At 71.3% G+C, this 15,502-nt stretch carries 14 protein-coding genes; 11 read left to right on the forward strand and 3 right to left on the reverse strand.

The window, feature by feature from the left end; all coding sequences use genetic code 11:
• The first annotated feature begins 7 nt into the window (after nt 1-7).
• From AAME72_RS06705 to AAME72_RS06730, 6 genes are read left to right on the forward strand one after another with little or no spacing between them, the layout of a single operon-like run.
• Nucleotides 8-973, forward strand: coding sequence for a sugar ABC transporter permease (locus AAME72_RS06705; RefSeq protein ID WP_348789465.1), 966 nt, complete (start codon nt 8-10; stop codon nt 971-973).
• Nucleotides 970-1,866, forward strand: a complete 897-nt coding sequence (locus AAME72_RS06710) for a carbohydrate ABC transporter permease (protein ID WP_348789466.1) — start codon at nt 970-972, stop codon at nt 1,864-1,866. Before AAME72_RS06705 ends, AAME72_RS06710 begins: the two co-directional genes overlap by 4 nt.
• Nucleotides 1,863-3,575 (forward strand): hypothetical protein, encoded by a 1,713-nt coding sequence (locus AAME72_RS06715; RefSeq protein WP_348789467.1) that lies wholly within the window; start codon nt 1,863-1,865, stop codon nt 3,573-3,575. The genes AAME72_RS06710 and AAME72_RS06715 overlap by 4 nt, the downstream gene beginning before the upstream one ends.
• A 39-nt stretch (nt 3,576-3,614) precedes the next feature.
• Nucleotides 3,615-4,922, forward strand: a complete 1,308-nt coding sequence (locus AAME72_RS06720) for an extracellular solute-binding protein (protein ID WP_348789468.1) — start codon at nt 3,615-3,617, stop codon at nt 4,920-4,922.
• A gap of 1 nt (nt 4,923) precedes the next feature.
• Nucleotides 4,924-5,844, forward strand: coding sequence for a sugar ABC transporter permease (locus AAME72_RS06725; RefSeq protein WP_348789469.1), 921 nt, complete (start codon nt 4,924-4,926; stop codon nt 5,842-5,844).
• Nucleotides 5,841-6,662, forward strand: a complete 822-nt coding sequence (locus AAME72_RS06730) for a carbohydrate ABC transporter permease (RefSeq protein ID WP_348789470.1) — start codon at nt 5,841-5,843, stop codon at nt 6,660-6,662. Before AAME72_RS06725 ends, AAME72_RS06730 begins: the two co-directional genes overlap by 4 nt.
• 28 nt (nt 6,663-6,690) lie before the next feature.
• Here AAME72_RS06730 and AAME72_RS06735 read toward each other — a convergent pair whose 3' ends face one another.
• Nucleotides 6,691-7,350, reverse strand: coding sequence for a GntR family transcriptional regulator (locus AAME72_RS06735; protein WP_348789471.1), 660 nt, complete (start codon nt 7,348-7,350; stop codon nt 6,691-6,693).
• A 142-nt stretch (nt 7,351-7,492) separates the two neighbouring features.
• On the opposite strand from AAME72_RS06735, the gene AAME72_RS06740 reads away from it, so the two are divergent.
• Genes AAME72_RS06740 through AAME72_RS06760 form a run of 5 tightly spaced genes read left to right on the forward strand, consistent with a single transcriptional unit; the run spans nt 7,493 to nt 14,397 of the window.
• Nucleotides 7,493-9,526, forward strand: a complete 2,034-nt coding sequence (locus tag AAME72_RS06740) for a beta-galactosidase (protein ID WP_348789472.1) — start codon at nt 7,493-7,495, stop codon at nt 9,524-9,526.
• Complete coding sequence (gcvPA, locus tag AAME72_RS06745; RefSeq protein ID WP_348789473.1) at nt 9,523-10,899, forward strand: aminomethyl-transferring glycine dehydrogenase subunit GcvPA; 1,377 nt, start codon at nt 9,523-9,525, stop codon at nt 10,897-10,899. Before AAME72_RS06740 ends, gcvPA begins: the two co-directional genes overlap by 4 nt.
• Nucleotides 10,896-12,500 carry an aminomethyl-transferring glycine dehydrogenase subunit GcvPB gene (gcvPB, locus tag AAME72_RS06750; protein WP_348789474.1) on the forward strand — a complete coding sequence of 535 codons (1,605 nt, stop codon included), beginning with the start codon at nt 10,896-10,898 and terminating at the stop codon, nt 12,498-12,500. The genes gcvPA and gcvPB overlap by 4 nt, the downstream gene beginning before the upstream one ends.
• Nucleotides 12,497-13,648 carry an NAD(+)/NADH kinase gene (locus tag AAME72_RS06755; protein ID WP_348789475.1) on the forward strand — a complete coding sequence of 384 codons (1,152 nt, stop codon included), beginning with the start codon at nt 12,497-12,499 and terminating at the stop codon, nt 13,646-13,648. Before gcvPB ends, AAME72_RS06755 begins: the two co-directional genes overlap by 4 nt.
• Entirely contained in the window at nt 13,639-14,397 is a 759-nt protein-coding gene (locus AAME72_RS06760; protein ID WP_348789476.1) for an SDR family oxidoreductase, read from the forward strand. The genes AAME72_RS06755 and AAME72_RS06760 overlap by 10 nt, the downstream gene beginning before the upstream one ends.
• A 102-nt stretch (nt 14,398-14,499) precedes the next feature.
• Here AAME72_RS06760 and csrA read toward each other — a convergent pair whose 3' ends face one another.
• Complete coding sequence (gene csrA, locus AAME72_RS06765; RefSeq protein WP_348789477.1) at nt 14,500-14,736, reverse strand: carbon storage regulator CsrA; 237 nt, start codon at nt 14,734-14,736, stop codon at nt 14,500-14,502.
• Between the two features lie 96 nt (nt 14,737-14,832).
• The gene (locus AAME72_RS06770; protein ID WP_348789478.1) at nt 14,833-15,483 is read right to left on the reverse strand and encodes a hypothetical protein; all 651 of its coding nucleotides are present in this window, start codon (nt 15,481-15,483) and stop codon (nt 14,833-14,835) included.
• Nucleotides 15,484-15,502 lie beyond the last annotated feature (19 nt).

The following is a 15,502-nucleotide window of genomic DNA, read 5'->3' on the forward strand; positions in this document are numbered from 1 at the left end:
GACGAGCGTGAGCGCACTGGGAGAAGCGGCCGTCGCCACCGAGGCCGAGGTCGCCCCCGCGGCGCCGGGCGGGCTCCGGAAGGAGTCCGCCTGGCGGCGCCGCGACCGCCGCTGGGGCTACGTCTTCGTCGGCCCGCAGCTGGCCGGGATGGCGCTGTTCGTCGTCGTCCCCTTCATCGCGAGCCTGGTGCTCGCGTTCGCGAAGTGGGACGGGCTGAACGCCCTGAGCTGGGTCGGGTTCGACAACTTCCAGACCGAGATGACCGACCCGCTGTTCGGCCGGGCCATCCTGAACACCCTGCTCATCGCGCTGATCACCGTCCCGGTCGGCCTCGGGCTCGCCGTCGTGCTGGCGGTGGCGCTCGAGCGGCTCAAGACGCGCACGCTCTACCTCATCCTCTTCTTCGCCCCGGTCGTCACCTCGTCGGTGGCCGTCGCGATGATCTGGCAGCAGCTGTTCCGCAAGGACGGCGTGCTGAGCGGCTTCATCGCCTCCGTCTTCCACATCGCCCCGCCGGACTGGCTGGGCGACCCGCACCTGGCGCTGGTCGCCGTGTGCATCGTCACGATCTGGTCGTCCGTCGGTCTGAACGTCATCATCTTCCTGGCCGGCCTGCAGAACATCTCGCCGACCGTCATCGAGGCGGCCCGGCTCGACGGCGCAGGCGCCCTCACCCTGTTCTTCCGGGTGCGGCTGCCGCTGCTCTCGCCCATCATCTTCTTCTCGACGGTGATCGCGTTCATCAGCTCGCTGCAGACGTTCGACACCGTCTTCATCCTCACCGCGAACGCCGGGCCCGACAACGCGACCCGGACCATCGTCTACCACATCTACGACCTGGGCTTCGGGAAGTTCCAGTTCGGTCCCGCGAGCGCGGCCTCGATCATCCTGCTGATCATCACGCTGGTGATCACGGGCATCCAGTTCGCCGCACAGAAGAAGTTCGTCCACTACGAGGATGGTGCCGCATGACCACCGCCACCGTGCCCACCGAGCGGACGCGGTCCGCGGACCCCGCTCCCCGCACCGGCCGCGGAGCCGCCCGCGCGCGCAAGCTGGCGCTGCACATCGTGCTCCTGGCCGGCGGCATCGCCATGGTCTTCCCGTTCCTCTGGATGCTGCTGACCTCCTTCAAGCCGCTCCCCCAGCTGCTGAACGACCCGCTGAGCTTCTGGCCGAAGCCGTTCACCCTGCAGAACTACGTGGATGCCTGGAACGACGTGCCCTTCGGCACCGCGTACTGGAACACCATCTACATCGCCGTCCTCGTCGTGGTCGGCACGCTGATCACCGCCGCGATGGCCGGCTACGCGTTCGCACGCATCCCGTTCCGAGGCTCCCGGGTGTTGTTCGTGGTGTTCCTGGCCACGCAGATGATCCCGATGCAGGTGACACTGATCCCCTTCTACTTCCTGATGGCGAAGCTCGGCTGGGTGGACTCGCACCTGGCGCTGATCGTCCCGGCCGCGCTCGCGAACCCGTTCGCGGTGTTCCTCATGCGCCAGTTCGTGCTGTCGCTGCCGAAGGAGCTGGAGGAGGCTGCGATCGTCGACGGCGCCGGCCGCTGGCGGATCTTCTGGAGCATCATCCTGCCGAACCTGCGCCCCGGACTCGGCGCCCTCGCGATCATCGTCGCACTGAGCACCTGGAACAATTTCCTGCTGCCGCTGGTGATCCTGAACTCGCAGGAGCTGTTCACCGTGCCGCTGCTGCTGCAGAGCTTCCGGGGCCAGTTCGGCTCGGTCAACTACGGGCTGATCATGGCGGCGTCCGCCATCGCGACCATCCCGATGCTGATCGCGTTCGTGATCGGGCAGCGCCGGATCATCGGCAGCATGGCAGCCTCCGGGCTGGGCGGCCGGTGACCCCCGCGGAGCGGGCGGCGCGGTACCTCGACCTCGAGAACGCGCCGTTCACGCTGCCCGGCTCGCGCATCCTCGTGCTGCGCGTCGATGGCGGCCTGACCGTTCGGCTCGCGGAGTACGAGCGCCGGCTGGACGACAGCGTGCTGGTGCGCACCCTCCGGGTGCGCGGCGCGGACGGCCGGGTCGCGCCGGTCTCGGACGTGCGGCCCGACCGCATCGCGTTCGGCGCCGCCGGCGTCACCCTGACCTTCGATGGCCCGGACGCGCTCAGCCTCGGCGGCGACGGCCGCTGGAGCGTCGAGCTCGACCTCCCAGGCCTCGCTCCCGGCCACGTCTGGCGTCCCGGCCTGCCCTCGGCGCCGACGGCGGGATGGTCTGCGACCGGCGCGGACGACGTCGTCGTGACCGGCGACACGGTCCGGCTCTCGTTCGGCGGCGGGTCGCTCCGGCTCGGGATCGGCGCCGCCGCTGCCGACACTCCCGCGGACCATCCCGCTTCCCTCGCCCGCACTCGGGCCGTCTGGGACGACTGGTTCGCCCGCACGCCCGCGGTGCGCGACGACCTCGCCGACATGACCGCCTTCTGCTGGTGGGTGCTCGGCGCGAACATCGTCGAGCTGCCCGGCCGTGGCGCCCGCGCCGTCGTACCGTCCAAGATCGGCTACGTCGGCGTCTGGCAGTGGGACGCGTACTTCATCGCGTCGGGGCTGCGGCACGGCGACCCGGAACTCGCCAAGCAGCAGCTGGAGCTGGCCTTCGCGTTCCCGACGGCCGACGGCCAGCTGCCCGACGTCGTGCACGACGACGGGGTGCTCGCCTCCAGCGACGACCTGCCGCCGGGCGACCGCGAGAACCTGCGCCGCGCGGGCTCGGCGATCGCGGACCCGACCGCGCCCATCCCGCTCACCAAGCCGCCGCTCGCCGCGTGGGCGCTGCGCCGGCTGGAGGGCTTCGTCGACGACCCGGCCTGGTTCGACACCGCCTGGGCGACCGTCGCGCGCAGCCAGGAGTGGTGGTTCGTACACTCCGATCTCGACGGCGACGGGATGCCCGAGTACGGGCACCCGTACTCGTCCGGCCTCGACGACAGCCCGGTCTTCGACGCCGAGCTACCGGTGTCCTCGCCCGACCTCGCCGCGTACCTGATCCTGCAGGACGACCTGCTCGCCTCCCGCGCCCGCACGACGGGCGACGTCGAAGCCGCCGAGCGCCACACCGCGCGCGCGGCGCGGACCCTTGAACTGCTCGAGGGGATGTGGGACGAGACCGCCGGGTTCTTCCGCTCCTCCGGCGCCGGCACGCCCGTCGGCTCGGAGGCTGCGGTCTCCCTGCTGCCCCTGCTCACCGGTCGGCTGCCCGGCCGCTACGTCGCGGGCATCCTCGCCGCGCTCGACGACCCCGATCGCTTCGCGACCGCCTGGACCGTGCCGACGGTGGCGCGGCGCGACCCCGACTTCTCCGAGGAGCGGATGTGGCGCGGCCCCGTGTGGGTCAACGTCAACGCCCTCCTCGCCGAGGGGCTCGCCGTGTCCGGCCATGCCGACCGCGCCCGCGAACTGGCCGAGCAGACGCTCCGCCTGGTCATCCACGGCGGCGGCCCGCACGAGTACTTCACCCCCAGCACCGGCCGCAAGGCCCGCACCGCGACCACTGCGTTCGGGTGGTCCGCTGCGTTGTTCGTGGACCTGGCGGTGCAGCTCTCGTCCTGATCCACCCCTATCGAACCGTTCCATCGACGAAGGAGTCACATGAAACGCCTGCGCATCATCGCGCCCTTGACCGCTGCCGTCCTGGCCCTCACCGGCTGCGCCATGGCCGGCAACGCCGGGAGCGGACCCGCCACGCTCGACCCGTCCGCCAAGCCGGAGGGCTCGATCACCGTCTGGTCGTGGGACGCCGCCGCGACGTCGCTCAAGCGGCTCGCCGCCGAGTACCAGTCCGCACATCCCGGAACGACGGTGAAGGTCGTGGACGTCGGTTACGACAATGCCTACGACAAGCTGTCCGTCGGCCTCCAGGCCGGCACCGGCCTGCCGGACGTCGTGACGATGGAGACGGACCACACCCCCGGTTACCTCAGCCAGTTCCCGAAGGGCTTCGTCGACCTGACACCGATCGTGGGGTCGAAGAAGGCTGACTTCGACCCATCCAAGTGGGCTGCGTCCACCGACAAGACCGGTGCGATCCGTGCTGTGCCGTGGGACTCGGGCACGGTCGGGCTGTTCTACCGCTCCGACTACCTCCAGAAGGCCGGCGTCGACCCGGCGAGCCTCGGGACCTGGGACGAGCTCGTCTCCGCGGGCGAGCGCATCAAGACCGCGACCGGGCACACGCTCATCACGGCCGACGTCGCCACCGGCGGACTGTTCCAGATGCTGCTGCAGCAGCAGGGTCAGGGCCTCTTCGATGCGAAGGGGGACATCACGGTCGCGACTCCTCAGGCCGTCGCAGCGCTGCGCCTGGAGAAGGAGCTGAACGACAAGGGGCTGCTGAAGAACGTGAAGGGCTGGGACGCGCGCGTCACGAGCGCGAAGAACGGCGACTCCGCGGTCACGCCAGAGGCGGTGTGGTGGATCGCCACCCTCACCGGCGAGGCCGCCGAACTGAGCGGGAAGTACGGCGTCATCGAGCTGCCGGCCTTCGCCGATGGCGGTGCCCGCACCTCCAACAACGGCGGCTCCGGCCTCGCCGTGCCCGCGCAGTCGAAGAACCCGCAGCTGGCGGCGTCGTTCGTGGCGTTCGCCCTCGCCGACAGCGGCAACCAGGTGTCGATGATGGAGAAGGACGGCCTGTTCCCGTCCTACCTGCCAGCATTGAAGGATCCGTTCTTCAGTACGCCGGACCCGTACTTCGGCGGTCAGAAGGTCTACACGCTGTTCGCCGAGCAGACCGCGAAGATCCCGGCGATCACTTACACGGCGGACAACGCCAAAGCGAGCGACATCGTCGGCGCTGCCGTCTCCGCATCGGTGCTCGGCGGCAAGGACCCGGAGGCGGCGCTTCAGGATGCGGCCAAGCAGATCGCCACGGCCACCGGCCGCTCGATCGCGGGCTGAGATGGTCGCCGTCGACACCGCAGCACGGCGTCGCACGGCGCCGGCCGGACGGCCCCGGTCGCTGGAGCGCAGGCTTCAGCGACCGGGCCTCTGGTTCGCGCTGCCCGCCGCCGCGCTGTTCGCGATCTTCTTCGCCTATCCCCTGGTCGTCTCGCTCTGGCAGAGCTTCTTCAGCACCCGGGCCGGCGAGCTGCACTGGGTGGGCCTCGACCAGTACGCCCGGCTCTTCCAGGACCCGCTGGTCGCCACCAGCCTCGGCAACGCGTTCCTCATCCTCGTGGTGCAGGTGCCGCTGATGATCGGCATCGCCCTGGTGCTCGCGTACACGCTCAACCAGACGTGGCTGCGGTTCCGTTCCGGCTTCCGGCTGCTGTACTTCCTGCCCGCGGTGACCACGCTGGTCGCGTACTCCGTGGTCTTCCGGGTGCTGCTCACCACCGACGGCGGCGCGGTCAACCAGCTGCTCGGGCTGGTCGGGATCGCGCCCGTCGACTGGCTGGACAGCGAGGTCTGGGCACGCGTCGCGCTCATCGCGTCGATCACCTGGCGCTGGACCGGCTACAACATGGTCATCCTGCTCGCCGGGCTGCAGAGCATCCCCGCCGAGCAGTACGAGGCGGCACGGATCGACGGCGCCGGCCGCTGGGCGACCTTCGCGCACGTCGTCGTGCCCCAGCTGCGCCCGGCGATCGTGTTCACGACCGTCACCTCGACGATCGGCGCGCTGCAGCTCTTCGACGAGAACGTCATCCTCACCGGCGGCGGCCCCAACAACGCCACCCTGACGCCGGTGCTCTACCTCTACAAGGTCGGCTTCCAGCAGTTCGATCCCGGCTACGCGTCGGCGATCGCGTGGCTGCTGGTGCTCATCACGGGCATCGTCTCGATCATCCAGTTCCGCCTGCTCCGGGAGAAGAAGTGATCCGCGCCCTCCGCCACACCCCCGCCTACGTACTGCTCGCAGCCGGTGCGCTGCTCAGCGTCGTGCCGTTCCTCTGGATGCTCACCGCATCCACGCACACCACCTCCGAGCTGTTCGCACGCCCGCTGCCGATCCTGCCCGGCGGGGAGCTGTGGGCGAACCTGACGCGGCTGCAGGAGCAGACCGGCTTCGGCCAGGTGATGCTGAACAGCCTGCTCATCGCGGTGATCTACACGGTGTTCAGCTCCGCGGTGAGTGTGCTCGCCGGCTACGGCCTCGCGAAGTTCCGGTTCCGCGGCCGCGGGATCCTGCTTGTCGTTGTGCTCGGCACGATGATGATCCCGATGCAGGTGCTGCTCGTCCCGCTGTTCCAGATGATGGCGAGCCTCGGCTGGATCGACACCTACCAGGCGGTCATCCTGCCGTTCCTCGCGAATGCGTTCGGCATCTTCCTGATGCGCCAGGCGTTCCTCGACTTCCCGGACACGATCGTGGAGGCGGCACGGATCGACGGCGCGGGCGAGCTGCGCACCTTCTACCGGGTCGTGCTTCCGGTCGCGCGCCCGCAGATCGCGGCGCTTGTCATCTACACGTTCGTGAGCCAGTGGAACGCGTTCATCTGGCCGTTGCTGATGCTGAACACCGAGGACAAGTACACGATCCCGGTCGCCCTCAACACGATGATCGGGCTCTCCCGCGTCGACTACTCGGGCCTGATGCTCGGCTCGCTGCTCGCGACCCTGCCGCTCCTTGTGCTGTTCCTGGTGTTCCAGAAGCAGTTCGTGTCGGGGCTGCTCGGCGGCGCGGTGAAGGGGTGATGGCTGGAGGCGACGCGGCGTCGTCGCGTCAGGCCAGACGCTCCCACTTGATCCCGGCGTCGGCGAGCAGGCGGCGCATCCCGTTGGTCCAGTTCTCGGAGAGGGCCGCCTTGGCGGCCGGTACGTCGCCCTCCGCGAGGTGCTGCGCGATCGCGGCGTGCTCCTCGGCCGAGCGCTCGACGAGCACGTCCTCTCCGACGAGCAGGGACTCGTAGCGGTGGATGGCGCTGCGCACCTGGGCGATCTGCTCCAGCAGCTTCTGGTTGGGGCACGCGCTCAGCATGAGGTTGTGCCACTCGTCGTCCTTGCGGTTCACGACGGCGTGCTGGGCGAGGTCGTCGGAGAAGGCGGCGGCCAGCTCGGACAGCCGGCGGCCCAGCTCGGCGAGCTCGTCGGCCGGCGACAGGTCGAGCGCCAGGCCCTCCAGCGTGACGATGATCGGGCAGAGCTCCTCGAACTCGCGCGCGCTGAGCGGCACGAAGCGGAAGCCCTTGCCGTTCTCGCTTTCGATCTGGCCCTCGCTCTCGAGGGCGATCAGCGCCTCGCGGAGCGGGGTGCGGGAGACGCCGAGCTCGGCGGCGAGGGCGACCTCGTTGATGCTCTCGCCCGGGCGGACCTCGCCGGCGCGCATCCGCGCGAGGAGTTCCTCGCGCACCTGGGAACGCAGATTCTTGCGCTCGATCGCCATGTGGACCCTCCCGGCCGGACTCGTGGTCGTCAGCTTAGGGCTTGACCCGTCGCTGCGTTCGCTCTAGCGTTGCTGTATACAGAATACAGTCGACACTGATCGACGCACAAGCACCAGCACTCGCAGATCCCCGAGGAGACCGATGACGATCCCCGCGCCCCGGAGCATCCGGCTCGACGCGCTCGCCTACGGCGGCGACTACAACCCCGACCAGTGGTCGGAGGACGTCTGGGCTGAGGACGTGCGCCTCATGGTCGAGGCCGGCGTGAACATCGTCACGCTGCCGGTCTTCTCCTGGCCGCTGCTGGAGCCGGAGCCCGGCCGCTGGGACTTCGCGGGGCTCGACCGCATCATCGACCTACTCTGGGCGAACGGCATCGCGGTCGACCTTGCCACCGCGACGGCGACGCCGCCCGCGTGGCTGGTGCGCGAGCATCCCGAGGTCCTGCCGTGGAACGCCGACGGCGTCCGCCTCGAGTTCGGCTCGCGGCAGTCGTACTGCCCGAGCTCGCCGATCTACCGGCGGGCGGCGCTGCGGCTCACCCGCGCGCTCGCCGAGCGCTACGGCGAGCATCCCGCGCTGGCACTGTGGCACGTCTCGAACGAGTACGGAGACCACGTCGCCCGCTGCTGGTGCCCCGAGTCGGCTCGCCACTTCCGGCGCTGGCTCGAGGCGCGTTACGGCGACATCGCCGGCCTCAACGCCGCGTGGGGAACCAGCTGCTGGGGCCAGAACTACCTGAGCTTCGACCAGATCGAGCCGCCCCGCACCGCCACCGGCCCGATCAACCCCGCGCAGGTCGTCGACTTCGAGCGGTTCTCCTCCGACGCGCTCCTGGAGCTCTTCCGGGCGGAGGTGGATGTGCTCAGGGAGGTCACTCCGGAGATCGCCGTGACCACGAACTTCATGAGCCTGTTCCGCGAGCTCGACTACTGGGACTTCGCCGACGCGGAGGACCTCGTCACCGACGACGCCTATCCCGACCCCGCCGACCCCATCGCTCACGTCGGCGCCGCCCTCAACTACGGCCTGATGCGCAGTCTCAAGGACGGCCGCCCATGGCTGCTGCTCGAGCAGGCGCCGAGCGCGGTCAGCTGGCGCGACGTGAACGTGCCGAAGGCGCCCGGGCAGATGCGGCTCGGCAGCCTGCAGGCCGTCGCCCACGGCTCGGACGGCGTGATGTTCTTCCAGTGGCGGCAGGCGAAGTTCGGGCCGGAGAAGTTCCACTCCGCGATGCTCGGCCACCGCGGCGAGCGCAGCCGCAGCTTCCAGGAGACGAAGACGCTCGGCGCGGAGCTGAAGCTGCTGGAGCCGGTGCGTGGGACGCGCGTGAGGTCCTCGGTGGCGCTGGTGGCCGACTGGGACGCCTGGTGGGGCGTCACCCAGACCGAGTCGATGCCGTCGCAGCGGCTGAACTGGCTCACCGAGGCGCGGGCCTGGCACGCGGCCGCCTTCGCGCTCGGCCAGCCCGTCGATGTCGCCCGCGCGGCCGGGCCGTTCGGCGACCACCGGGTGGTGCTCGTCCCGAACCTCTACGCGGCGACCGCCGAGCAGGCGGAGGCGCTCGGCGCGTTCGTCGCCGCCGGCGGTCACGTCGTCGTCGGACCGTTCTCCGGTGTCGTCGACCACCGGGAGCAGATCCACGATGGCGGAGCCCCGGGCCCACTGCGCGACCTGCTCGGGGTCGAGGTCGACGAGTGGTGGCCGCTGCCCGACGGCGGGCACCGCACGGTCGAGCTCGGCGGGGTCGTGCATCCCACGCGCGTCTGGGGCGAATGGATCGAGGCGGCGGAGGACGCCAAGGTGCTGGCCCGGTTCGCCGACGGCGACCTCGCCGGTCTGCCCGCGCTCACCCGCCGCAGCCACGGCGCCGGAGCGGCCTGGTATCTCGCGGCCGGGCTCGGCGACGAGGGGATGCGCGCCGTGCTCTCCGCGGTGTTCGCCGAGGCCGGAGTCGCCACCCGCGAACCCGACACCGCGCTCGAGATCGTCACCCGCACGGACGGCGGCACCGACTTCACCTTCGTGCTCAACCACGGCAGGGACGCGCGGACCGCTCCGCGCATCCCCGGCGGCACAGACCTGCTCACCGGCTCCGACGCCGGCGCGGGCCTGCCGCTCGGCGCGTTCGGCGTCGCCGTGATCCAGCACCCGACCACTGAGAGGCAAGCATGACCAACCCCTTCGTCCATCCCTACGTGCCGAACACGGCACCCGAGTCGCGGCAGGCCATGCTCGACGCGGTCGGTGCGGCGACCATCGACGAGTTCTACGCCGACGTCCCCGCCGAGCTCCGCCTCGGCCGCGACCTGGACCTGCCGGAGCCGCTCATCGCCGAGCAGGACCTGGTGCGCCATGTGGGCGGCCTGCTTCGCCGCAACCGCGCGGTGGAACCTGGCCGCCTGTTCCTCGGCGCCGGAACGTACAACCACGCGGTCCCCGCGGTGGTGGACGAGGTCATCAACCGCAGCGAATTCCTCACCGCGTACGCGGGCGAGCCGTACGAGGACCACGGCCGGTTCCAGGCGCTTTTCCAGTACCAGTCGCTCATGGGCGAACTGCTGAACTGCGACGTCGTCAATGTACCCACCTATGACGGTTACCAGGCGGCGGCGACCGCCCTGGCCATGGCGACGCGGGTGACCGGGCGCCGCGACATCCTGCTGGTCAGCGACGCCCACCCGGACAAGCTCTCCAAGGTGCGCGACTACGTGAAGCCGATCGCCGACCTCGTCGTCGTGCCCACGGTCGACGGCGTTGCCGACGTACCCGCGGCGGCCGATCTCATCGGCCCGGAAACCGCCGCGGTGTGGGTGGAGACCCCGAGCTTCCACGGCGCGCTCGAGACAGCGGTGGCCGAGCTGGCGGAGGCGGCGCACGCCGTGGGAGCCCTGCTGGTGGCCGGCCTCGACCCGGTCGGTCTCGGCGTCCTCGCCTCCCCCGCCGACCTCGGCGCGGACATCCTGCACGGCGACATCCAGTCGCTCGGCCTGCACCCGTGGTACGGCGGCGCCCACGCCGGCTTCATCGCCGTGGACGACGACCCGCGCCTGGTCATGGAGATGCCATCGCGCCTGTTCGGCCTCGAGTCCACGGACGTGCCCGGCGAGTACGGCTTCGGCGACGTCGCCTACGACCGGACCTCGTTCGCGGTGCGCGAGGAGGGCAAGGAGTGGGTCGGAACGGCCGCCGCCCTGTGGGGCATCGCCGCCGGCGTCCACCTCTCGCTGATGGGGCCGCAGGGCATGGCGGAGCTCGGCGAGACGCTGCTCGCACGCACCGCGTACGCGCAGCACGCGCTCACCGCCCTCCCCGGCGTGACCGTGGCGGACAGCGCGGTGCACCTGCGCGAGTTCGTGCTCGACCTGCGGGATGCCGCGCTCACCGCTCCCGAACTGGTCGACATCCTGCGCGTCCGCGGCTTCGAACCCGGCCTCGCGCTCGACGAGGCCCGCCTGCTCGTGTGCGTCACAGAGCAGAACACCCAGAACGACATCGACGACCTGGCCGCCGCGTTCGGCGCCGCTCTGAAGGAGAACGCCCGATGACCCTCCCCATCGCCCCCAAGCCCGCGCTGCGCCGGTTCCACCAGGCGCGCTGGGACGAGCCGATCGTCTTCGAGCTGCACACCCCCGGCGAGCGCGGTGTCGTGCCGTCGCAGACGGAGGACGGCGTCCGCTCCGTCGTCGGCGACGTCGTCGCCGATCTGCCGGCGTCGCTGCGCCGCTCCGCACCGCCCGCGCTCCCCGAGATCGGCCAGATGCGCGTGCTCAAGCACTATCTCCGCCTCAGCCAGGAGAACCTGGGCGCCGACCTGAACGTCGACGTCGGCCAGGGCACCTGCACGATGAAGTACGCCCCGAAGGTGAACGAGGCGATCATCCGCACACCCGACCTCACCGACCTGCACCCGCTGCAGGATCCGGAGTCGGCGCAGGGCGCGCTGGAGATCATCTGGCGCACCGAGCGGATGCTCGCCGAGATCTCGGGCATGAGCCGTGTCTCCCTTCAGACCGGCGGCGGTTCGGAGGCGATCTGGGCCAACATCTCGATGATCCGCGCCTACCATGCCTCCCGCGGCGAGGGCGAGCAACGGGACGAGGTGATCACCACGATCTTCTCGCACCCGTCCAACGCGGCCGCGGCCAAGATGGCCGGCTACACGGTCATCACGGTCTTCCCGGACGCCGACGGGTACCCCGACGTGGAGGCGCTGCGTGCCGCCATCTCGCCGCGCACCGCCGCGATCATGGTGACGAACCCCGAGGACACCGGCATCTACAATCCGCGGATCCGAGAGTGGGTGGAGCTGGCGCACTCGGTCGGGGCGCTCGCGTCGTACGACCAGGCGAACGCCAACGGCATCCTCGGCATCACCCGCGCCCGCGACGCCGGCTTCGACGTGTGCCACTTCAACCTGCACAAGACGTTCGGCACGCCGCACGGCTGCGGCGGCCCCGGCTCGGGCGCCAACGCGGTGTCGGAGGCGCTCGCCCCCTTCCTGCCCGGGCCGGTGGTCGAGAAGGTCGGCGACCGGTTCGTGATCGACGGCGACCGCCCGCAGTCGATCGGGTCCGTCGCGCCGTTCTTCGGCGTCGTCCCGAACATCGTCCGCACCTACGCGTGGATCCGTGCTCTCGGTGCACCGGGTCTGCGCGCGGTGGCGGAGACGGCCGTGCTCAACAACAACTACCTGATGAAGCGCGTCCTTGAGATCCCCGGCGCCAGCGCCCCCTACGCCACGGGCCGTCGTCGCATCGAGCAGGTGCGCTACTCGTGGCAGGAGCTGTTCGAGGAGACCGGGATCAGCTCGGAGGAGATCGGCATCCGCGCGGCCGACTTCGGGATGCACTACTGGACGAGCCACCACCCCTACGTGGTGCCGCAGCCGTTCACCCTGGAACCGACCGAGTCGTACTCCAAGGCGGAGCTGGACGAGTACGCCGACGTGCTGGCAGAGATCGCTCGAGAGGCGAGGGAGACCCCGGAGGTCGTGCGCAGCGCGCCGCACAACCAGACCGTCCACCACACGCACCACGACGACCTGGACGATCCCGCGCGCTGGGCCGTCACCTGGCGTGCCTACCGCCGGAAGTACTTCGGCCAGGACGCGTCGGCGGCCGCCTCCTCGGAGGACGCGGCGGCGTGAACGCCATCGGGTTCGTCGTGAACCCGGTCGCGGGTCTCGGCGGGCCCACCGGGCTCGCCGGCAGCGACGGCGTCGAAGTGCAGCGCGAGGCGCTGCGCCGCGGTGGCCGAGCGCGCGCCGGCGAGCGTGCCGCGGAGGCGCTCCGTGTGCTCGCCGCCTCTCGGCCCGGAGCCGTGGTGATCACCGCCGCCGACGCGCTCGGCGAGGACGCCGTCAGGGCGGCGGGATTGACGCCGCGCGTCGTATACGCGAGCGGGCATACGCCCACCACGCCCGATGACACGGCCAGGGCGGTAGCCGCCATCCATGCCGCCGGAGCGTCCCTCGTCCTGTTCGCCGGCGGCGACGGGACCGCGAGAGACGTCGCCCGCGGCCTCTCGCCGGGCGCGCCGATGCTCGGCATTCCTGCGGGCGTCAAGATGTACTCGGGGTGCTTCGCCGTCGGGCCGGCGGCGGCCGGCACCCTCGCCGCCGACTGGCTCGCACATCCCGTGACGACCGCCACCGCCGAGGTGCTCGACCTCGACGAGGATGCGATGCGCGCAGGCCGACCGGACCCCCGGCTGTTCGCGCTGGTCGAGGTCCCCGCTGCGCCCGGTCGCACGCAGGCACGCAAGGCCGCGACCCCGGCGAGCGCGCGGGAGGCCGTCCGCAGCGCCGCCGCGGGTGCCGTCGCCCGGATGCGCCCCGGCGTTCGCTACCTGCTCGGGCCCGGCGGGACAACGGCCGAGGTCGGCCGCGTGCTGGGCCTCGACACCAGCCCGCTCGGCGTCGACGTCATCGAGGACGGCGTCCTTCTCGGGCGAGACGTGACCGAGGCGCAGGCGCTTGCGGCCGTCGAGGGTCGACCCGCGCAGGCCGTCGTCACCGTGATCGGCGGCCAGGGCTTCCTGCTCGGGCGCGGCAACCAGCAGCTCTCGGCACGCGTGATCGCTGCGCTGGGCGCGCACCCCCTGCTCGTCGTCGCGACGGAGCAGAAACTCATCGACCTCGCCGGCCGGCCCCTGCTGGTCGACACCGGCGATCCCCGGCTCGACATGCGGCTGGCCGGCCACGTCCTCGTGGTCACAGGGCCGTCCACCGCGAGCCTCTACCCTGTCAGTGCCGCCACAGCGGCCCCCATCGAAGGAGAACTCGAATGCGTCTAGCCGGCAAGTCCGCCATCGTCACCGGAGGAGCGGGCGGCATCGGCCGCGCCACCTCCCTCGCCCTCGCGGCGGAGGGCGCGCGCGTCGCCGTCGTCGACCTGCAGCAGGACGCGGCGGAGGCCGTCGCCGAGGAGATCCGCGCGGCCGGCGGCGAGGCGATCGCGCTCGGGGCCGACGTCTCCGCCGAGGCGGACGTGGAGCGGGTCGTCGCCGCGGCCGACGACGCGTTCGGCGGCATCGACATCGCCTTCAACAACGCGGGCATCATCCGCCGCACGACCGCCGTCGAGACCACGGTCGAAGAGTGGGACCGCGTCTTCGGCGTGAACGTGCGCGGCATCTTCCTGATGTGCAAGCACGTCGTGCCGATCATGGCGGCGAAGGGCAAGGGCTCCATCATCAACACCGGCAGTGGCTGGGGGCTGAAGGGCGGCGGCCAGGCCATCTCTTACTGCGCCTCCAAGGGCGCCGTCGTGAACATGACCCGCGCGCTGGCGATCGATCACGGCCCTCAGGGCATCCGCGTCAACTCGGTGAACCCGGGCGACGTGAATACCGGGATGCTGCGCGACGAGGCACGTCAGCTCGGTCAGGAGACCGGCTCGTTCCTCGCCGAGGCGGCCGACCGCCCACTGCGCCGGATGGGCGAGCCGAGCGAGATCGCGGCCGCCGTCGTCTGGCTGGCGAGCGATGAGTCGTCGTACGTGACCGGCTCGGCCATGGTCGTGGACGGCGGCGGCATCGCCTGACCGCGCCTCGCACGCAGCGACTGACCCCGTTCGGTACGTTCGCCCCCTGCTCGAGCAGCGGCAGACGTACCGGGCGGGGTCAGTCGCTGTCTCGGGGTGCGGTCAGAGTCCCAGCGACTTCTTGATGAGCGCCTCGGCGTCGTCCGCGCCGGCGGCCTGCTCGCGCGCCTCCTGATTGGCCTCGCTCACGGCCTTGACCACCTCGTCGCGCTGGATGCGGATGCCGCGCGGAGCGTCGATCCCGATCCGCACGCCGTCCCCTCGCGCGTCCAGGATGGTGACGACGATGTCGTCCCCGATCAGCACCCGCTCACCGGGCTTGCGCGTCAGAACCAGCATCGGTCCAGCCTATCCGCGGCGCGGTGCGCGCGGAACCGCCGACCTGCGCGGCGGAGGGGACGCGACACGCCGTCAGGCGCCGGCGGACGCGGCGTGTCACGCCCCCGGTGCTGGTTCGGGCGGCGCGTCGAGCCAGAGGACGGGCAGGCCGAGGCCGCGCACCTCGTCCGGGCTGGCCGTGAGGGCGGCACCGGTCGCGGCGATGCCGTCGACCGCGAGCACCGCATCCACGGCGCCCACCCAGTGCGCGGTGTCCTGCGTCTTGCGGCTCGCGTCCACCGCCACCCACACCTGGTCGGGCGCGATGCCTGCGAGTTCCGTGGCCAGACCGGCCACGGCATCCACCCCGGGCAGGCTGAACGCGCCGACGACGGGATGCTCCTCCCGCACGCCGTCGGCGCGCGCCGCGAGCGCATCCCGCCTGTCCACGATCACGAGCGCTTCGCCGTCCCGACCGGCCGAGGCCGCGAGCGTCCGCGCCGCGGCGAGGGCGTCGCCGCCGAGCCCGACCACGAGCGTCAGGTCGCCCCTCCCCCGCAGCCGTGCGGGGGGCGCCGCGAACGTGGCGGCGAGGGGCACGTTGTTGTCACTTGCAGCCGCCGAAAGTGACAACGACGTGCCCTTCGGCGACTCAGAGGCGGCGGGAGGAGCGGAGGGCGCAGGAGGCTCGGCCGCGGGGGCCGGCAGGTCCGTCGTCCGCACGAGGTCGTCCAGGATGGCCGCGAACGCCGCCGACGACGTGGACACGGCCGGCAGCACCTCCTCG

This window comes from Leifsonia sp. NPDC080035 (assembly GCF_040050925.1).
Taxonomy (GTDB): Bacteria; Actinomycetota; Actinomycetes; order Actinomycetales; family Microbacteriaceae; genus Leifsonia.